The organism is Streptomyces piniterrae (genome assembly GCF_005048155.1).
Lineage (GTDB): Bacteria > Actinomycetota > Actinomycetes > Streptomycetales > Streptomycetaceae > Streptomyces > Streptomyces piniterrae.
Genome location: NZ_SUMB01000008.1, coordinates 1 through 18,996, shown reverse-complemented (window position 1 = coordinate 18,996; position 18,996 = coordinate 1). Strand labels below are relative to the sequence as shown.

Sequence of the window (18,996 nt, the reverse complement as noted above, 5' to 3'; positions counted from 1 at the left end):
GGTGACCGTTGTCATTACCGTCGAACGGCTTATCGTGCCTGGTCACAGCTGTCCGGTGGGCGTGGCTCGGGCCGACGCCGACGGCGACGCCGACGACGACGAGGCGACGACGGCGACCGAGTCGGCTCAAGCCGAGTGCGGCGGATGCAGCGCCGCATACTCCAGCGGCGCCGACGGATCGATCGACACGTCCAGCGGGGCGGGCTCCGCGCCGGCGCGGACCAGGAGGTCGCCGACCGCGGCGATCATCGCGCCGTTGTCGGTGCACAGCCGCAGCGGCGGTACGCGCAGCGTGATGCCCGCCGCGGCGCAGCGCTCCTCGGCCAGCGAACGCACCCGCGAGTTGGCCGCCACACCGCCGACCACGACCAGGGTCCGTACGCCGTGCTCGGTGCAGGCGGCCACCGCCTTGCGGGTGAGGACATCGGCGACGGCCTCCTGGAGCGACGCCGCACCGTCCGCGACCGGGAGGGGCAGGCCCGCGGCCCGGTGGGCCTCCGCCCAGCGGGCTCCCGCCGTCTTCAGACCCGAGAAGGAGAAGGTGAAGCGGTTTCCCGGCGGGCCCGTGGTGAGCGGGCGGGGAAAGGGGACAGCGCGCGGATCCCCCTCGCGCGCTGTCCGGTCGATGGCCGGGCCGCCGGGATACGGCAGCCCGAAGACCCGCGCGACCTTGTCGAAACACTCCCCTGCGGCGTCGTCCAGGGTGTCGCCGAGGTGGGTGATCGGGTCGCGGGCCAGGTCGCGTACGAGCAGCAGCGAGGTGTGGCCGCCGGAGACGATCAGCACCACGCACGGGTCGGGCAGCGGACCGTGTTCGAGGGTGTCGGCGGCGATATGACCGGCCAGGTGGTGGACGCCGTACAGCGGCACGCCCAGCGCATAGGCCAGCCCCTTCGCGCCGGCCAGCCCCACCTGGAGCGCGCCGGACAGCCCCGGCCCGGTCGTCACCGCGACCGCGCCGATGTCCGACGCCCGCAGCCCCGCGTCGGCCAGCGCGCCGCGTACGACGGGGGTCAGCGCGTGCACATGCGCTCGGGCGGCGATCTCCGGCACCACGCCGCCGAACCGGGCGTGCTCGTCCATGCTCGACGCGAGGGCCTGGCCGAGCAGCCGCCCGTCCCGCACCAGGCCGGCGCCCGTCTCGTCGCAGGACGATTCGATGCCCAGCACTACCGGTGAGCCCACAGCGGACCGCTCCTTCTTGACCCTTGACGCTTATTGCAATCTATATGCAATAAGAGGGTCGTCTCCTCACGAGGGGGTGCGGGGCCCCAGGACGGTGTGCGGGCGGGGAGCCCGGCCCCCGCGATGCCGCCAACCGCCCAGTAGAGTGCGGCTGCCGTCCACGGTCCCCGCCCCGCCCGTCCCCTCCCGACCTCTGAGGTACTCGGCAGTGAGCCCCGCACCACCGCTTCCGCCCCCGCTCACCGTCGTCGGCATCGGGGCCGACGGCTGGCACGGACTGCCCGCCGCCTCCCGGCACGCACTGCGCGAGGCCGAGGTACTGATCGGCGGGCCGCGCCAGCTCGCGCTGCTCCCCGACGAATGCGCCGGCGAGCGGGTCGCCTGGCCCTCGCCGCTGCGCCCCGCCGTCCCCGGGCTGCTCACCACCCACGCCGGGCGCCGGATCTGCGTGCTGGCCAGCGGCGATCCGATGTTCTACGGGATCGGGCGGACGCTGGTGGAGACGATGGCGAACGAGGCAGATGAGCCTCTGATGAACGCGCCCCGGGTGAACGCGCCCCAGGCCCCCGCCCTCCTCCGCATCCTCCCCCACCCCTCCTCCGTCTCCTACGCCTGCGCCCGGCTCGGCTGGCCCGTCGAGGACACCGAGGTCGTCACGCTCGTCGGACGGCCCGCCGAGAACCTGGTCGCGGCGCTGCACGACGGCCGTCGGCTGCTGGTGCTGTCCGCCGGCGCCGGCACCCCCGCCGAGGTCGCCGCGCTGCTGCGTGCGCACGGCTTCGGCCCGACCCGGATGCGGGTCCTCGAACAGCTCGGCGGCGACCGGGAGTCGACGGCCGAGGGCACCGCGGCCGACTGGGCGCACCCGCCCGCCGACCCGCTGAACGTCATCGCCCTCGACTGCGTCCGCGAGCCCGGCGCGCTACGGCTGTCCGCCGTCCCCGGCCTGCCCGACGCGGCCTACGAGCACGACGGCCAGCTCACCAAGCGCCATGTCCGCGCCGCCACGCTCGCCGCACTCGCGCCCGCGCCCGGCGAACTGCTGTGGGACATCGGCGGCGGCTCCGGCTCCATCGCCATCGAATGGCTGCGCGCGCACCGCAGCTGCCGGGCCGTCAGCGTCGAGCGCGATCCCGTACGGGCCGAGCGGATCGGCCGCAACGCACGCACGCTCGGCGTGCCGTCGCTGCGCGTCGTCCAGGGCCCCGCGCCCGCATCGCTGGACGGCCTGCCGACGCCGGACGCGGTCTTCATCGGCGGCGGCCTGACGGCGCACGGGCTGCTCGCGAAGTGCTGGGAGGCGCTGCCGCCGGGCGGCCGCATCGTCGCCAACACGGTGACGCTGGAGTCCGAGGCGCTGCTCGCCGACTGGTACCGGCGGCACGGCGGCGAACTGGTTCGGCTGGCGGTCGCGCACGCGGTGCCGGTCGGCGGCTTCACCGGCTGGCGGCAGGCGATGCCGGTCACCCAATGGGCCGCGGTCAAGCCCCCGTCGTCCCTGTCGTCCCCGTCATCCCCGTCGTCTCCGTCGTCCTCTCCCACGGAGAACCCCGTCCCCCAGGAGACCGAAGCACCATGACCGTCTACTTCATCGGCGCGGGCCCCGGCGCCGCCGACCTGATCACCGTGCGCGGCGCCCGTACCCTCGCCGCCTGCGGGGTCTGCCTGTACGCCGGCAGCCTCGTGCCGCGCGAACTGCTCGCCGAGTGCCCGCCCGGCGCCCGGCTGATCGACACCGCGCAGCTCGACCTCGACACCATCACCGCCGAGCTGGTCCGCGCCCACCAGGAGGGCCACGACGTCGCCCGGCTGCACTCCGGCGACCCGTCCGTCTTCAGCGCGGTCGCCGAACAGATGCGGCGCCTGGACGCGGCCGGTGTGCCGTACGAAGTCGTGCCGGGCGTCCCCGCGTTCGCCGCGGCGGCGGCCGCCCTCAAGCGCGAGCTCACCGTCCCCACCGTCGGCCAGACCGTCATCCTCACCCGCGTCGCCCAGCGCGCCACCCCGATGCCGGAGGGCGAGGACCTCGCCACCCTCGGCCGCAGCGGCGCGCTGCTCGTACTGCACCTGGCCGCGATGTACGTCGACCGCGTCGTCGACGAACTCCTCCCGCACTACGGCGCCGACTGCCCGGCCGCCGTCGTCGCGATGGCCTCCCGCCCGGACGAAATCGTGCTGCGCGGCACCCTCGCCGACATCGCGGACCAGGTGAAGGCCGCCGGCGTCGTCCGCACGGCGGTCATCATGGTCGGCCGCACCCTGGCCGCCGAGCAGTTCCGCGACAGCCACCTCTACTCCACGGACCGCGAACGACCCCACGCACCGTGCGACGCCCCGGCGGAGGGAACGGGGACGGGGAGGGCCTGACGGGGGCTGGGCCCGACGCCTGACGGAACGCCGCCCAGCCTGAGGGCGCACCCGCCCCAGCCTGACGGAATACCGCAGCGCGGCGCTGACGGAATACCGCCGCGCGCCCCCGCGTTGTGGACCCGCAGGGGGCCCTCGCATCCCCTAGGGGATCTGTTCGAACCTCCCCTAGGGGACGGTTCCCCCGCCGCTACCCCACCGCTACCCCGCCGCCTCCCCCATCGCCGGGACCACGCCCAGCTGCTGCATCAGGCCGAGCAGATCCCGGTCCGACCACTTCTCGGCGAGCTTGCCGTCCTCGATGCGATGGATCACCGTCCCGGTCATGGTGACGTGCTTGCCGGTGGCCGGGATGCCGGGCAGGTCCTTCTCGTGCACCCCACGGGCCGTCAGCCGGGTCACGACCTTGTCGCCCTCCGCGATCTGGTCCTCGATGTCATGGCTGCCGGGAGTGGCCTCCCAGAACAGCCGGATCGCCTGCTTGACGCCCTCGCGACCGTGCGCGAACCCCGGAAACGGCGGCGGCGTGTGGTCCTTGTAGTCGTCGGCCACGAGCTCGTCCATGGCGTCGACGTTGCCCTCGTCGATCTCCTGGTAGAAGCGGCGGACCAGCCGCTTGTTCTCCTCGGTGGTCACGGCAACTCCTCGGTGCGGGTGTGGGTGCGGGTGCGACCCGCATCGTTACGCGTCGGGTCCCCGGCCCTGCCCCCGGCGCGCGCCCCGCCGCGGACGTTCACTCGGACGAACGCCGCCCAGGCTGCGTGCGTGCCCCTTCACGCCCCCGGCCCCCGCGGCTCCGCCTGCCCCACCACCAGCCCTGCCCGGTCGATGCAGATGACGTCGACCGCGACCGGCGCGCCGCGCAGCACCGCGAGCGCCTCGTCGCGGGCCGTGGCGGCCACCAGATCGCCGAGCGGAACGCCGGCCGCCGTGCACATCTGGAGCGCGGCGAGGCCGGTGTTGGCCTCGGCCACCGCCGTCGCCAGTGCCTCGTCCGCGCCGCCGCGCCGGGCCAGTTCGGCGAGGAACTCCTTGTTCACCTGGGACCGCGCGGAGTGCAGATCGAGATGCCCGGCCGCCAGTTTGGACAGCTTGGCGAACCCGCCGCAGACGGTGAGCCGTTCGACGGGATGACGGCGGATGTACTTGAGCACCGCGCCCGCGAAGTCCCCCATGTCCAGCAGCGCGTCGTCGGGGAGCTTGTGCACGGCGACGGCGACCTTTTCCGATGTGGAACCCGTACAGCCGGCCACATGACGCCGTCCTGCCGCACGCGCCACATCGACACCGCGCCGGATGGAGTCGATCCACGCCGAGCAGGAGTACGGCACGACGATCCCCGTGGTCCCCAGGATCGACAGCCCGCCCAGGATGCCCAGTCGCGGATTCCACGTACTGCGGGCGATCTCCTCGCCGTGATCGACCGAGATCTCGACCTCGACGTCACCGCTCCCGCCGTACCGGGCCGCGACCTGCGCGAGGTGCTCGCGGATCAGCTGGCGCGGCACGGGGTTGATCGCCGGCTCGCCGACGTCCAGCGGCAGGCCGGGCCGGGTGACGGTGCCGACCCCCGGGCCCGCCTTGAAGACGACTCCGGAGCCGGCCGGCAGCACCCGCACCGTCGAGCGGATCAGCGCACCATGCGTCACATCCGGGTCGTCGCCCGCGTCCTTCACCACACCCGCCATCGCGCGGGTACGCGCCGGCGCCAGCTCCTCCACCGCGAGCGCGAACGACGGCGTCTGTCCCTTGGGCAGAGTGATCGTCACCGGATCGGGGAAGTCGCCGCTCAGGAGGGCGGTGTACGCGGCCGTGCTCGCGGCCGTCGCACAGGCGCCGGTCGTCCAGCCGTGCCGCAGCCCGGTGTGCGCGAGCTGCGCGCTGCGGCCGCCCGCGCCTCCGGAGGCAGCCCTATCTTCGGCGCCTCCCGCACCTCCCGTACCCTTCGGTTGCGCTTCAGCCATGGAAGGACCCGCAGCCGATGACCGACGACGCCCGCCCGGCGGGAGACGCCGAGGGCCGTGCCCATGTGCTGATCCTCGGGGGCACGACCGAGGCCCGCCGCCTGGCCGCCGAGCTGACGGAGCCGCCGGTGGCCGCGCGGGTGCGCGTCACGACCTCCCTCGCCGGCCGGGTCGCCGCGCCGCGACTACCCACCGGGGAGGTGCGCATCGGAGGGTTCGGCGGCCCCGAGGGCCTCGCCCGCTGGCTGCGCGAGCACGCGGTGGACGCGCTCATCGACGCCACCCATCCTTTCGCCGGCACGATCAGTTTCCACGCGGCGCAGGCCGCCGCCACCGCCCATGTTCCCCTGCTGGCCCTCCGCCGTCCCGGCTGGGTACCGGGCCCGGACGACCGCTGGCACCCGGTCGCCTCACTGGACGAGGCCGCGGCCGCCCTCCCGGCCCTCGGCACCCGCGTCTTCCTCACCACCGGTCGCATGGGTCTGTCCCACTTCGCCCACCTCACCGACCTCTGGTTCCTCGTACGCTCCGTGGACGCCCCCGAGCCCCCGCACCCGCCCCGTATGACGATCCTCCTGGACCGCGGCCCGTTCACCCTGGAGGGCGAGCGGGAACTCCTCCGCCGCCACCGCATCGACGTGCTGGTCACCAAGGACAGCGGGGCCGCCGCGACCGCCGCGAAGCTGACGGCGGCGCGTGAGGCCGGCCTCCCGGTCGTGGTCGTACGCCGCCCACCGGTCCCGGAGGGCGTACCGGTCGCGGCGGACCCGGACGAGGCGTTGAACTGGCTGCGCACGCTGCTGAACTGACCCGGCCCCTGCCTTCCTGCTTCCCTCCGTCCTTGCCCTGGAGCGCACTCCACCGCCTAGCGTCTGACGCACGACGACCCGACCGAAGGGAAACAGGGACACCTCGTGCGTTACACACTGTTCGGCAAGACCGGCCTGCGGGTGAGCGAGCTGAGCCTCGGTGCGATGACCATGGGCGGCGACGAGGACTGGGGCGCCTCCAAGGAGACCAGCGGCCGGATCCTCGACATGTACGCGGAGGCGGGCGGCAACTTCGTCGACACCGCCAACAACTACACCGGCGGCAGCTCCGAGACGATCCTCGGCGAGCTGCTCGAAGGCCGCCGGGACCGCTTCGTACTGGGCAGCAAATACACCTGCGCGACCCGCAAGGGCGATGTGAATTCGGGCGGCAACCACCGCAAGAACCTGGTCCAGTCGGTGGAGGCCAGCCTCGCCCGGCTGCGTACCGACCGCCTCGACGTCCTGTGGGTGCACGCCCGGGACAACTTCACCCCGGTCGAGGAGGTCATGCGGGCGCTGGACGACCTCGTACGCACCGGAAAGGTGCTCTACATCGGGGTGTCCGACTGGCCCGCCTGGGAGATCGCGCAGGCGAACACGCTCGCCGAGCTCCGCGGCTGGACCTCCTTCGCGGGCTCGCAGCTGCGCTACAACCTGCTGGAGCGCACCCCCGAGCGCGAACTGCTCCCCCAGGCCCGCGCCTTCGACCTCGCGGTGCTGGCCTGGGCCCCGCTCGCGGCCGGCAAGCTCACCGGCAAGTACCGGCGCGGCGAGACGGGCCGGCTGGACCCGGAGACCGTCAACGGGCAGGCGGATGACCGGGAGGACGCGGTCATCAGCGCGGTGCTGGAGATCGCCGAGCAGGGCGGCTGGAGCCCGGCGCAGGTGGCGCTGGCCTGGCTACGGGGGCGGCCCGGCAACATCGTCCCGATCACCGCCGCCACGAAGGAGAGCCAGCTCGCGGACAATCTCGCCAGTGTCGAGATCACACTCGACGCCGATGCGGTCACCAGGCTCGACGAGGTGAGCGCGGTGCCGCTGGGATTCCCGCACGACTTCCTCGCCGATTCCGGAGTCCAGGACAACGTCTACGGCGACCGCCGGCAGGACATCGAGGACCGCCGCTCGACGTACCGCCGCACGACGACCGAGATCCGCTAGGCCGGACCTTCGCCGCCCGGGTGAACAACACCGCGCAACGTTTCTGCGCTGCGTACGCTGCCCCTCCCGCTCACTGCGGGCACTCCCGCAGCACTTCCGCGAGCCGGCGGGCGACGTCGGGTGCGCAGCGGCCCAGTTCCACCAGCGGCCGGGGAGAGTCGCCGGCCAGCGAGACCGGGTCGAGGGACAAGGACGGCAGGGTGATTCCCACCCCTTTCAAGGCAGCAAGAAGTTCGTCACGGGCCTCCTGGGCTTCCCTGATCTCTCCGGTGGCCGGACGGCGTTCCGCCATTTCCATGCCTGATGCTCCGTTCTTGTCCCGACGCGCGTGGGGCGTGGCGTTGTCACCGCACATGCCGACAAAGGGAGTTGGGGAAGCCGAACAAAAATACGAGGCCGAGGCTTGAGCCCGTGCGTTGCCGGCCCGCCAACTCCATCGGCTGGCTGCGACAAGTGTCAGGGAGATAACTGACGCAATTGGCCGAGGACACGAGCTATGCCCGCCCCATCTGTGCGGATTCGCCGGGCCCTGAGAGTCGGAAGAGGGAAGCGGCCCCTGCCTAGACCTGGCAGGGGCCGCCGTACTCGTTCCTCACCCCTCCGGATACCTCCGCGGCGTCCACACGACCTCCGTGCCGTCGTCCCGCCGTACCGCCTGTGTCTGGGACGAGCCGATCAGCAGGATCGTGCGCATGTCGACCTGGGTGGGGTCGAGGTCGGTGAGGCGGACGGTGCGTACGGATTCCTCGGGGCCGCCGATGTCGCGGCCGAGGATGACCGGGGTGTCGGGTGCGCGGTGTTCCAGGAGGAGTTCGCGGGCTTTGCCGACCTGCCAGGTGCGGCTGCGGGAGCCGGGGTTGTAGAGCGCCAGGACGAGGTCGGCGGCGACCGCGGCGTGCAGGCGTTCGGCGATGACCTCCCAGGGCTTGAGGCGGTCGGAGAGGGAGATGACCGCGTAGTCGTGGCCGAGCGGGGCGCCGGCGCGGGCCGCGGCGGCGTTGGCGGCGGTGACCCCGGGGAGGACCCGGACGGGGACGGAGCGGTAGGGGTCCTGGGAGGCGACCTCCAGGACGGCGGTGGCCATGGCGAAGATTCCGGGGTCGCCGCCGGAGACGACGGCCACCCGCCGCCCGCGCCGGGCCAGGTCGAGGGCGAGTTCCGCGCGCTCGGACTCGACCTTGTTGTCGGAGGCGTGGCGCAGCTGCCCGTGGCGTACGGGGACGCGGTCGAGGTAGGTCGTGTAACCGACGAGGTCTTCGGCGGCGGCGAGTGCGCCGCGTGACTCGGGGGTCAGCCAGAGCGGGCCGGCAGGGCCGGTGCCGACGACCACCACCTCTCCCCTGGGGGCGTCCTCCCGGGGCTCCGGAGCCGGGTTCGCGATGCGGCTCGGGACGACGGCGAGAGAGAAGTAGGGGACCGAATCCGGGTCGACGGAGTCGAGTGGGGCGGTGCGTTCGCCCTCCATCGTGGCGCGCTCGACGTACCGGGCCTCGTCCAGCCGCCCGGAGCGCTCCAGCGCCCGCCGCACGGTGGGGAAGGTCCGGCCGAGCTTCATCACCACGGCGGAGTCGGTGGCGGCCAGGCGCGCGGTCAGCTCCTCCTCGGGCAGCGTGCCCGGCAGGATCGTGAGTATCTCCTCGGCCTCGACCAGCGGCGTACCGAGGCGGGCCGCGGCGGCGCTCACCGACGTCACACCGGGGATCACCTCGGTGTCGTAGCGGTCCGCGAGCCGCTGGTGCATGTGCTGGTACGAGCCGTAGAAGAGCGGGTCGCCCTCGGCCAGAACCGCCACCGTGCGCCCGGCGTCCAGGTGCGCGGCGAGCCGGGCCGCGGCCTTCTCGTAGAACTCGTCGAGCGCGCCCCGGTAGCCGCCGGGATGGTCGGTGGTCTCGGTGGTGATCGGGTAGACCAGCGGCTCTTCGATGTGGTCGGGGCGGATGTGGCGGGCCGCGATGGAGCGGGCGATCGAGCGTCCGTGCCGGGCGCTGTGGTACGCGACGACATCGGCCTCGGCGATGACTTCGGCGGCCCGGATCGTCATGAGGGACGGGTCGCCGGGGCCGAGGCCCACGCCGTAGAGGCGACCGGTCAGCTGCTGCTCGCTCACGCTTACTCTTCCTCGCTTGCCAGGGCGTTGATCGCGGCCGCGGCCATGGCGCTGCCGCCACGCCGCCCGCGCACCACGATGTGATCCAACTTCGACGGATGGGCTATCAGCGCGTCCTTGGACTCGGCGGCGCCGATGAAGCCGACGGGGATGCCGAGGACGGCGGCGGGCCGCGGCGCGCCCTCGTCGATCATCTCCAGGAGGCGGAAGAGGGCGGTGGGCGCGTTGCCGACCGCGATCACCGCGCCCTCCATACGGTCCCGCCACAGCTCCAGCGCGGCGGCGCTCCGGGTGGTCCCCATACGGGCGGCCAGGTCCGGTACCGCCGGGTCGGCGAGGGTGCAGAGCACCTCGTTGTCGGCCGGCAGCCGCTTGCGGGTGACGCCGCTGGCGACCATGTTGGCGTCGCACAGGATCGGCGCGCCGGCCCGCAGCGCCTTGCGGGCGTTCTTCACCACCTCGGGGGTGAAGGCGAGATCGCGTACGAGGTCGACCATGCCGCAGGCGTGGATCATCCGGACCGCGACCTTGCTGACGTCGGCGGGCAGGCCCGCGAGGTCCGCCTCGGCGCGGATGGTGGCGAAGGACTGGCGGTAGATGGACGCCCCGTCCTTCTCGTAGTCGAACGCGGTCACCGGTTACCTCCGAGGATGCCCCGTCCCTCAGGGCGGGGAGGAATCGGACTCCTGCGGAGCGGGGCAGGGAAAGCCGGATCGCCGCCAGGGCGATCCGGCGTGCTTCCCGAATGGTGGTGAGGCAGCCCGCAACGATCAAGAGCTCTCAACTGTCAGTCCTCCCAGATAGGTTGATGTGTATGACGACAGCAGCGACAGCGGAGGACACCGGGAATGCCCGGTGGACGTTCCGGCTTCGCGTGTCGTCCACGGCCCGCGCCGCCCTGGTGAGCGAGTGGGGCCGGTGCCGGTGGATTTGGAACGAGTGCTGCGCAAAGTCGAAGCAGACATACCTGTGGAACAAGCGCCGGCCCGAAGGTGCGTCCAAGCGGACGTGCGGGCCTGCGCAGCTCGACAAGATGCTGACCGAGGCCCGCAAGAGGAACGGATGGCTGCGTGAGGGGTCCAGCGTTCCGCAGCAGCAGTTGATTCGCGACTTCGGGAAGTCCCGCGCCAAGGCGCAGAAGGACATCGAGGAACGGTTGCCGATGCGGCAGCGGTCCGGGATGCCTCGCTGGAAGAAGAAGCGTGAGGCGCGGCCGTCGCTGAACTACACCCGGCGTGGCTTCCGCCTCAAAGACGGTCGTCTGCACCTGGCGGGCGGGATCGTGCTGACGGTCGTGTGGTCGCGGGAGCTCCCGGCCGCCCCGTCCAGCGTGCGGGTCTATCAGGACAGTGTCGGACACTGGTACGCGAGTTTCGTCGCGCCTGCCGAGATTGAACCGCTGCCCGAAACCGGCGCCGTGATCGGCGTCGACTGGGGTGTGAAGGTGACCGCGACCACCAGCAGCGACACCCACGACCTTCCCCACGCGGAGCACGGGAAGAAGGCCGCCCAGCGCCTCGCGCACTATCAGCGGATGATGGCCCGGCGGAAGCCGAAGCGCGGGCAGCCGGCCTCGAAGGGCTACCGCGAAGCGAAGCAGCTGACGGCGAAGCTGCACAAGAAGGTGGCCCGGCAACGCCAGGACACCGGCCGCAAGTGGGCCAAGTCCGTGGTCCGTGACCATGACGCCATCGCCGTCGAAGACTTCCGTCCGAAGTTCCTGGCCAAGTCCACCATGGCGCGGAAGGCCGCCGACGCGGCGATCAGCGCGACGAAGACGGCACTCATCGAGATGGGCCGCAAGCACGGGCGGGATGTCCGTCTGGTGCACCCCGCGCACACCACGATGGACTGTGCGCAGTGCGGAGCGAGAACCAAGCACGCACTACCTCTTTCCGAACGAACCTATGCCTGCACCGTGTGCGGATCCGTATCCCCCAGGGATAAGAACTCCGCTCGCGTGATGCTGGTCCGGGCTGGTCTCAACCCGGCTAGTGCTGATCGTGGAAGTCCAGACGGGGCGCTGCCCCGTCTGGCAGCGTGAGCTAGAAATCCCCACATCAGCCCCGGAGGGTGAGGAATCCCCTCCTTTCGGGAGGGGAGGATTCAATGTGGCCTCGTTTCTTGTGGTGCCGGTGGTGCATCCGGCCGTACGACGGAGACGCGGTAGCCCTCGGGCGTTGCCAGGACGTCGATCCAGGTGCCGTGCGGATGGCCGCAGCGTCGTTCGCAGCCGGACCAGTAGAGGGGGAGTTGCGGTACGGGGAGGTCGGCTGCGGAGTCGGGGAGGGCGCCGGCCGGCAGGGGGGTGCCCGCGGTCACCGCGGCCGCGGCGTCGGCGCGGACGTCCGAGCGGGACTTGGCGCAGCCGGGGCGGCCGGTGCAGGCGCCGATGCGGTGCCAGGGGGAGGCGGGGTCGGTGATCAGCCCGGCGGCGGTGAGTTCACGCAGCCGGGGTTCGGCGGTGGCGGCCGAAAGACCGGGGACGACCACTCCGCGCCAAGGGGTGAGCCGCAGTTCGCCGCACCCGTCCTCGTCGGCCACGGCGGTCAGCAGCCGCCACTGCGCGACGGTCAGCCGGCCCAGCGGCGCGAGGACGGAGAGCGCCCGGCGGCCGTCGCGGCCTTCGACGATGCCGGGGGCGGGAGCGCACTCCGTCGAGCTGTACTCCGTATCCACGGCCTCCGTATCCACGGCCTCCGTACCGACGTACTCCGCCGCAATCCCCGCCTCCCGCAACGCATCCGACACATCGCGCATGTTCAGTGCATATCCGGCGGGGAGTTCGCGTACGCGCCATGCGCCCGTGCCGCTCGCGTCGGCGGCGGCGAGGAACGACTCGGCGGCGGTGAGCGCCGCGCGCGGTGCGTCCGGGCCGGCGATCCGCAGCGCCGCCGGATTGTCGCCGATGCGCAGGAGCGCCCCGCTTCCTGAGGCACCTCCCGCCGCATCGTCGCCCGCTCCGTCTGCGACCAAGGTCACATCCCCGCCGAGCGCCGCCACATCGCCCCGGCCGTCGTCCAGGACGAACAGAAAACGGCCGGAGAGGGCGGTCGCGGAGTCGCTCGCGCAGAGCAGGGCGTCCAGTTGCCGGGCCCACAACTGCACGTCAGAGGGGGTGTGATGGTCGAGACAGGCCAGGGGGGAGGCCAGGATGTTGCGGATGCGTTCATGGCGCGCGGAGGGCAGCAGACCGGCTTCGCTCAGCAGATCGGCCAGTTCACCGGCGCAGTCCTCCGCGAGGCCGCGGAGCTCGGCATTGCCGCGCGAGGTGAGGGAGAGATGACCGTCGCCGAGACGCTCCGCGGCGTCGGCCAGCGCAGCTGCCTGACGTGACGTCAAATAACCGGCGGGTAGCCGTACTCGCGACAGCCCGCCGTCGGCGGCGGAGTGCAGCCGCAGCGCTCCCGGGCAGGCGTCACCGCGATCCCGTACGGGCGGTTCGGCCCCATGGGGACGGAGCGAGGGGGAGGGCGGCATGGCGGCGAGCATACCGACGTCGGGCAACGGCGGATCCGGGAGCGGAGAGCGCCCGCGCCCACCGGCACGGCGCCCCGGGAGCCGCGATCCCGCGCGCGGGACAACGACCACCCGGGCGCCCTCCCCTGCCCCGCCGCCAGCCCTTACTATGCAGGTCGGTGGGTCAGCTGGCCCGCCGGACGCCAGCGACGGCGCCGGGCCCTGCGGCCCGAGGGAGGAAGCCCGGTGAGAATCCGGCGCGGTCCCGCCACTGTGAACCCGGCCACCACCGGGTGAGCCAGGAACTCCCGCCGTCCACACGACCACCCGGGGCGCGGACACCCCGAGGAAGGCCTGCGCTCGCATGCTTCTGCTGCTGTCGACCTCCGACACCGACCTGCTCAGCGCCCGCGCTGCCACCGGTCCCGTGCCCTACCGGCTCGCCAACCCCGCCCGCCTCGACATCGACGAGCTGCCCGCGCTGCTGGACGGCGCCGATCTCGTCGTCGTACGCCTCCTGGGCGGCATCCGCGCCTGGCAGGAGGGCCTCGACCTGCTGCTCGCCGAGGACCAGCACCGGCCGGTCATCGTCCTCACGGGTGAACAGGCCCCCGACGCGCAGCTCATGGAGGCGTCCACGGTCCCGGTCGGCATCGCGGCCGAGGCGCACGCCTACCTCGCACACGGCGGCCCCGCCAACCTCGACCAGCTCGCCCGCTTCCTCTCCGACACGGTGCTGCTGACCGGCCACGGCTTCGAACCGCCGGCCCCCGCCCCCACCTGGGGCGAGCTGGAGCGCTCGGCGGACCCGAAGGCCACAGGCCCGCTGATCGCCGTGCTCTACTACCGCGCCCACCACATGAGCGGCAACACCGGCTTCGTGGACGCCCTGTGCGGTCAGATCGAGCGGGCCGGCGGCCGCCCCCTGCCGCTCTTCGTCGCCTCGCTGCGCGCGCCCGAGCCGGAACTGATCGAAGCGCTGCGGCCGGCCGACGCCATCGTCACCACCGTCCTCGCCGCCGGCGGCACCAAGCCCGCCGAGGCCTCGGCCGGCGGCGACGACGAGTCCTGGGACGCGGGCGCGCTCGCCGCCCTGGACGTGCCGATCCTCCAGGCGCTGTGCCTGACCGGATCGCGCGCCGCCTGGGAGGAGAACGACGAGGGCCTGTCCCCGCTGGACGCCGCCTCGCAGATCGCCGTCCCCGAGTTCGACGGCCGCCTGATCACCGTCCCGTTCTCCTTCAAGGAGGTCGACGAGGACGGCCTCCCGGTGTACGTCGCCGACCCCGAGCGCGCCGCCCGGGTCGCCGGTATCGCCGTACGCCACGCCCGGCTGCGGCACATCCCGGCCGCCGAAAAGCGCCTGGCGCTGGTCCTCTCCGCATACCCCACCAAGCACTCCCGTATCGGCAACGCGGTCGGCCTGGACACCCCGGCCTCCGCCGTCGCCCTCCTGCGCCGTCTGAGGGCGGAGGGCTACGACTTCGGCGACGAGTCCGCCGAGCCGGTCCCGGGCCTGGCCTCCGGCGACGGCGACGAGCTGATCTACGCCCTCATCGAGGCCGGCGGCCACGACCAGGAGTGGCTCACCGAGGAACAGCTCGCCCGTAACCCGGTCCGCATCCCGGCCGCCGACTACAAGCGCTGGTACGCCACGCTGCCGCAGGAGCTCCGGGAGTCCGTCGAGCAGCACTGGGGCCCGCCGCCCGGCGAGATGTTCGTCGACCGCAGCGCCAACCCCGACGGGGACATCGTGCTCGCCGCCCTCCGCCGCGGCAATCTCCTCATCATCATCCAGCCGCCGCGCGGCTTCGGTGAGAACCCGATCGCGATCTACCACGACCCCGATCTGCCGCCCTCGCACCACTACTTGGCGGCCTACCGCTGGATCGCCGCCGCGCAGCAGGACGGCGGTTTCGGCGCGGACGCCATGGTGCACCTCGGCAAGCACGGCAACCTGGAGTGGCTGCCCGGCAAGAACGCGGGCCTGTCCGCGGCGTGCGGCCCGGACGCCGCGCTCGGCGATCTCCCGCTCGTCTACCCGTTCCTGGTCAACGACCCGGGCGAGGGCACCCAGGCCAAGCGCCGGGTGCACGCCACGCTCGTCGACCACCTCGTGCCGCCCATGGCGCGCGCGGAGTCGTACGGCGACATCGCCCGCCTGGAACAGCTCCTGGACGAGTACGCCGCGATCTCCTCCATGGACCCGGCCAAACTCCCCGCCATCCGCGCGCAGATCTGGACCCTGATCCAGGCCGCCAAGCTCGACCACGACCTGGGGCTGGAGGAACGCCCCGACGACGACGGCTTCGACGACTTCCTGCTGCACGTCGACGGCTGGCTGTGCGAGGTCAAGGACGCCCAGATCCGCGACGGTCTGCATGTCCTCGGGGGCGCGCCGGCCGGCGAGGCACGCGTCAACCTCGTCCTCGCCATCCTCCGCGCCCGCCAGATCTGGGGCGGTACGTCCTCGCTGCCCGGTCTGCGCGAGGCGCTCGGCCTGGACGAGTCGGCCGCGACCCGGACGACCGCCGACGAGGCGGAGGACAAGGCCCGCGCCCTGGTCCAGGCCATGGAGGACGCCGACTGGGACCCCGCCGCGGTCGCCTCCGTGGCCGGCGGCCACGGCCAACAGGTCGCCGACATCCTCGACTTCGCCGCCCGCCAGGTCGTCCCCCGGCTCGCCGCCACCACCGACGAGATCGACCACGCCGTGCACGCGCTCAACGGCGGGTTCGTCCCCGCCGGGCCGTCGGGCTCGCCGCTCCGCGGCCTGGTCAACGTCCTCCCGACCGGCCGCAACTTCTACTCCGTCGACCCCAAGGCGGTGCCGTCCCGCCTCGCCTGGGAAACCGGCCAGGCGCTGGCCGACTCGCTGCTGGAGCGCTACCGCACGGACAACGGCGACTGGCCGGAGTCGGTCGGCCTCTCCCTCTGGGGCACCAGCGCGATGCGTACCAGTGGCGACGACGTGGCCGAAGCGCTGGCCCTGCTGGGTATCCGCCCCGTCTGGGACGACGCCTCCCGCCGCGTGACCGGCCTGGAGCCGATCCCGCTCGCCGAGCTGAACCGCCCCCGCATCGACGTCACGCTCCGCATCTCCGGTTTCTTCCGCGACGCGTTCCCGCACGTCATCGGCCTCCTCGACGACGCCGTACGGCTCGCCGCGTCCCTCGACGAGCCCGCCGGCGACAACTTCGTCCGCGCGCACACCCAGGCCGACCTCGCCTCGCACGGCGACGAACGCCGCGCCACCACCCGTATCTTCGGCTCCCGTCCTGGCACCTACGGCGCCGGCCTGCTCCAACTCATCGACAGCCGCGACTGGCGCACCGACGCCGACCTCGCCGAGGTCTACTCCGTCTGGGGCGGCTACGCCTACGGCCGCGGCCTGGAGGGCTGCCCGGCGCGCGAGGAGATGGAGACGGCCTACAAGCGCATCGCCGTCGCCGCCAAGAACACCGACACCCGCGAGCACGACATCGCGGACTCCGACGACTACTTCCAGTACCACGGCGGCATGGTCGCCACGGTCCGCGCCCTGCGCGGCAAGGCCCCCGAGGCGTACATCGGCGACTCCACCCGCCCCGAAACGGTGCGCACCCGCACCCTGGTGGAGGAGACCTCCCGCGTCTTCCGGGCGCGTGTGGTCAACCCCCGCTGGATCGAGGCCATGCGCCGCCACGGCTACAAGGGCGCCTTCGAGCTCGCCGCGACCGTCGACTACCTCTTCGGCTACGACGCGACCACCGGCGTCGTCGCCGACTGGATGTACGACAAGCTCGCGCAGACCTACGTACTGGACCCGGAGAACCGGGCCTTCCTCCAGGACGCCAACCCCTGGGCCCTGCACGGCATCGCCGAACGCCTCCTGGAAGCCGAATCCCGCGGCATGTGGGAAAAGCCGGACGCGGAGACACTGGCCGCCCTGCGCCAGGCGTTCCTGGAGACGGAGGGCGACCTGGAGGGCGAGGACTGACCGACCGAGGGCGCTCCGGGGGACGGCGGCATCGCCTCCCCCGGGCGCGCTGAGTCGGCGGAGGCCGCTACTCGACGGGACGGATGACCTCGGTGGGCTTCGCACCCAAACGTGTTCGCCGGTCTTGGCGACCGTCAGTCCCATCTCGGTGTCGGCTGGACGATCCAACTTGTCCCACTCGCGCCAGACCGCCTCCACGTCATCCCACAAGCCGCGGTCCCCGAACTCGGTGACGGTGCCGTCGGCATCCGCGATGGCACCCGAGCCCCGACCGTCCTGCACCCACACGCGTGGGTCTGTGCCCTCTCGCCCTTCGGTGAGCGTGACTCCGGGGAGGCGGGCGCCCGCGTACAGCGCGAATCCGAGCGCCAGCGTCTCCTGAGGGAGGATGTCGGTGGACCGCGAGCGGGGCGAGGATGTGTCGGGGGCGCTGCCGGTGGTGCCACGGTGAGAGCGCATCGGCATGTAGGCGGCGCTCCCGGCGAACGGGCCCGACGCCGTGCCATCCGCATCGGCAGTGAGGCGGACCAGAGCGCCGCACCAGAAGTCATTCATTTTGGGCGCCACCAGCACACCACCCGGACGTAGTTGCCTGATCAGGGCGTACGGAACATGACGCAGGGCGCAGGTCGCCACGATCCGGTCGTACGGCGCGCCTGCCGGCCAGCCGTGCTCCCCGTCGGTGACGACCAGCTGCGGCCGGTGTCCGGCGGCCGTCAGATACCGCTCCGCCTGTGCCGACAGGGAGGCGTCGATCTCGACGCTGGTGACGCGGTGGTCGCCGAGCCGAGCCAACAGCAGCCCGGCGACGTGCCCGGTGGCGGTGCCGATCTCCAAAACCCTTTGTCCATCGCGCACATCGAGCAGGCTCAGCATTCTCGCCACCATCGACGGCATGCTGTTGGACGAGGTGGCGACCCCGGGGCCGTCCGCCGCTCCGTCGTCGACCTGCGTGACGACGGGTTCATCGGAGGCCACCAGGGCACTGCGCCCTTCGGCGGTCGTGACCGAGCGGCATCGGTCGGGGTCTTGCCGCCAGACCTGCTCGGGCAGATACGCCTGACGCGGGGTGCGTTCCCATACGGCACGCCACTCGGGGGTCAACAGACCTCGCTCGTCCAGAGACCGGACGAGCGCGGCGTGCCCCTCTTGGGGCTCGGAAACTGCTCGGGATTGATTGGTCATAAGTGTCCTTGAGCTCGTATGAGTGAGTCCGGCTGCCCCGTCGGACTGTGTTGATATCTGGTCGAATGCCCTGGCCTGCGGGTTTTTCGGTAGAATGTTTCAAGTTCCCTTACGGAAAGGGGGTGTTGGTGTTGGCTGCGTCGAAGAAGAAGCAGCTTCGTCCGATCGGTGATCCGTTCGTGGCGATGGGCCCGTCGGGTGTTGCTGTGCGCGATCGGCTCAAGCACCTCACCCCGCAGGACGAGAAGGTGCTGCGCCTGGTCGGCGAGTATCTGGGTCATCTCGCATCGCGTGATCTGGCCGCCCGCTGCCGGGATGGACTGGAGCACTCCACGGACACATGGGCGGCGCGTAAGCGGGAGCTGACGGCCGAGTCGTCCTCTCGCTGGGCCGGGAGCATCACCAAGGCCACTCACGATCAGTGGGCGCTGTCCAGGCGGTGCCAGCTTGCGCACATCCAGGGCCTTGAGGCCGGTGTGCGGACGCTGACGCACCGGCTGTCCCAGCCCATCGGGGAGAGGGGAGCCAAGCGGGCTCCGGGCGGGTACCGTTCGAAGGGCGAGTGGTTCCACAAGTCCCGCCGTCTTGCGACGCTGGAGCAGCGACTCGATGAGGCCCGTGCTGACCGTGAAAGCGGTGTCGTTCATGTGGTGCGCGGCGGCCGGCGGCTGCTGAAGAACCGGCACAACCTCGCTGCCGCGAAGCTCACCGAGACCGAGTGGCGGCAGCGGTGGGAGGTGGAGCGCTGGTTCCTCCAGGCGGACGGCGAGTCCGGCA

General features: G+C 72.3%; 13 protein-coding genes, 2 pseudogenes and 1 riboswitch. Of the genes and pseudogenes, 7 read left to right on the top strand and 8 right to left on the bottom strand.

Features of this window, described 5'->3' with window-relative positions; all coding sequences use genetic code 11:
- Positions 1-126: 126 nt before the first annotated feature.
- The gene (gene tsaD, locus FCH28_RS22450; protein ID WP_136741909.1) at positions 127-1,185 is read right to left on the bottom strand and encodes a tRNA (adenosine(37)-N6)-threonylcarbamoyltransferase complex transferase subunit TsaD; all 1,059 of its coding nucleotides are present in this window, start codon (positions 1,183-1,185) and stop codon (positions 127-129) included.
- A 208-nt stretch (positions 1,186-1,393) separates the two neighbouring features.
- On the opposite strand from tsaD, the gene cbiE reads away from it, so the two are divergent.
- Both cbiE and cobM read left to right on the top strand, forming a co-directional pair.
- A complete protein-coding gene (gene cbiE, locus FCH28_RS22445; RefSeq protein WP_136741908.1) occupies positions 1,394-2,764 on the top strand; it encodes a precorrin-6y C5,15-methyltransferase (decarboxylating) subunit CbiE in 1,371 nt (456 codons plus the stop codon).
- Positions 2,761-3,552: a precorrin-4 C(11)-methyltransferase gene (gene cobM, locus FCH28_RS22440; RefSeq protein WP_136741907.1), complete on the top strand. Its 792-nt coding sequence runs from the start codon at positions 2,761-2,763 to the stop codon at positions 3,550-3,552. Before cbiE ends, cobM begins: the two co-directional genes overlap by 4 nt.
- A 201-nt stretch (positions 3,553-3,753) precedes the next feature.
- Here cobM and FCH28_RS22435 read toward each other — a convergent pair whose 3' ends face one another.
- Together FCH28_RS22435 and FCH28_RS22430 are read right to left on the bottom strand one after the other, a co-directional pair.
- Positions 3,754-4,188, bottom strand: coding sequence for an ester cyclase (locus FCH28_RS22435; protein WP_136741906.1), 435 nt, complete (start codon positions 4,186-4,188; stop codon positions 3,754-3,756).
- A 137-nt stretch (positions 4,189-4,325) separates the two neighbouring features.
- Positions 4,326-5,516, bottom strand: coding sequence for a cobalt-precorrin-5B (C(1))-methyltransferase (locus tag FCH28_RS22430; RefSeq protein WP_136741905.1), 1,191 nt, complete (start codon positions 5,514-5,516; stop codon positions 4,326-4,328).
- 17 nt (positions 5,517-5,533) lie between these two features.
- Between FCH28_RS22430 and FCH28_RS22425 the strand changes: the two genes are divergently transcribed.
- Together FCH28_RS22425 and FCH28_RS22420 are read left to right on the top strand one after the other, a co-directional pair.
- Entirely contained in the window at positions 5,534-6,325 is a 792-nt protein-coding gene (locus FCH28_RS22425) for a cobalt-precorrin-6A reductase (RefSeq protein WP_136741904.1), read from the top strand.
- 105 nt (positions 6,326-6,430) lie between these two features.
- Positions 6,431-7,489, top strand: a complete 1,059-nt coding sequence (locus FCH28_RS22420) for an aldo/keto reductase (RefSeq protein ID WP_136741903.1) — start codon at positions 6,431-6,433, stop codon at positions 7,487-7,489.
- 70 nt (positions 7,490-7,559) lie between these two features.
- Here the strand turns inward: FCH28_RS22420 and FCH28_RS22415 are convergent, their stop codons facing one another.
- The 3 genes from FCH28_RS22415 to FCH28_RS22405 form a co-directional block, all read right to left on the bottom strand.
- Positions 7,560-7,787, bottom strand: a complete 228-nt coding sequence (locus FCH28_RS22415; RefSeq protein WP_136741902.1) for a hypothetical protein — start codon at positions 7,785-7,787, stop codon at positions 7,560-7,562.
- 294 nt (positions 7,788-8,081) lie between these two features.
- Positions 8,082-9,596, bottom strand: a complete 1,515-nt coding sequence (locus FCH28_RS22410) for a precorrin-2 C(20)-methyltransferase (RefSeq protein WP_136741901.1) — start codon at positions 9,594-9,596, stop codon at positions 8,082-8,084.
- A gap of 2 nt (positions 9,597-9,598) precedes the next feature.
- Complete coding sequence (locus tag FCH28_RS22405) at positions 9,599-10,231, bottom strand: precorrin-8X methylmutase (protein WP_136741900.1); 633 nt, start codon at positions 10,229-10,231, stop codon at positions 9,599-9,601.
- Between the two features lie 179 nt (positions 10,232-10,410).
- On the opposite strand from FCH28_RS22405, the gene FCH28_RS22400 reads away from it, so the two are divergent.
- Complete coding sequence (locus tag FCH28_RS22400) at positions 10,411-11,640, top strand: RNA-guided endonuclease InsQ/TnpB family protein (protein ID WP_136741899.1); 1,230 nt, start codon at positions 10,411-10,413, stop codon at positions 11,638-11,640.
- 62 nt (positions 11,641-11,702) lie between these two features.
- On the opposite strand, the gene cobG is transcribed toward FCH28_RS22400, so the two are convergent.
- Complete coding sequence (gene cobG, locus FCH28_RS22395) at positions 11,703-13,088, bottom strand: precorrin-3B synthase (protein ID WP_136742199.1); 1,386 nt, start codon at positions 13,086-13,088, stop codon at positions 11,703-11,705.
- A 202-nt stretch (positions 13,089-13,290) separates the two neighbouring features.
- Positions 13,291-13,363, top strand: a riboswitch (cobalamin riboswitch).
- A 56-nt stretch (positions 13,364-13,419) separates the two neighbouring features.
- Here cobG and cobN point away from each other — a divergent pair.
- A complete protein-coding gene (gene cobN / locus FCH28_RS22390) occupies positions 13,420-17,034 on the top strand; it encodes a cobaltochelatase subunit CobN (RefSeq protein ID WP_136741898.1) in 3,615 nt (1,204 codons plus the stop codon).
- A gap of 513 nt (positions 17,035-17,547) precedes the next feature.
- On the opposite strand, the pseudogene FCH28_RS39320 reads toward cobN, so the two are convergent.
- Positions 17,548-17,910: pseudogene (locus tag FCH28_RS39320) on the bottom strand (methyltransferase domain-containing protein); the annotation flags it as partial.
- A 494-nt stretch (positions 17,911-18,404) separates the two neighbouring features.
- On the opposite strand from FCH28_RS39320, the pseudogene FCH28_RS22380 reads away from it, so the two are divergent.
- Positions 18,405-18,996 (top strand): annotated as a pseudogene (locus FCH28_RS22380) (IS200/IS605 family accessory protein TnpB-related protein); the annotation flags it as partial.

What these genes read in the sequence shown, in the direction of transcription:
- cobM (WP_136741907.1), top strand. Translation starts at nt 2,761, where the DNA reads ATGACCGTCTACTTCATCGGCGCGGGCCCCGGCGCCGCCGACCTGATC.
- FCH28_RS22430 (WP_136741905.1), bottom strand. Translation starts at nt 5,516, where the DNA reads ATGGCTGAAGCGCAACCGAAGGGTACGGGAGGTGCGGGAGGCGCCGAA.
- FCH28_RS22425 (WP_136741904.1), top strand. Translation starts at nt 5,534, where the DNA reads ATGACCGACGACGCCCGCCCGGCGGGAGACGCCGAGGGCCGTGCCCAT.
- FCH28_RS22415 (WP_136741902.1), bottom strand. Translation starts at nt 7,787, where the DNA reads ATGGAAATGGCGGAACGCCGTCCGGCCACCGGAGAGATCAGGGAAGCC.
- FCH28_RS22400 (WP_136741899.1), top strand. Translation starts at nt 10,411, where the DNA reads ATGACGACAGCAGCGACAGCGGAGGACACCGGGAATGCCCGGTGGACG.
- cobG (WP_136742199.1), bottom strand. Translation starts at nt 13,088, where the DNA reads ATGCTCGCCGCCATGCCGCCCTCCCCCTCGCTCCGTCCCCATGGGGCC.
- cobN (WP_136741898.1), top strand. Translation starts at nt 13,420, where the DNA reads ATGCTTCTGCTGCTGTCGACCTCCGACACCGACCTGCTCAGCGCCCGC.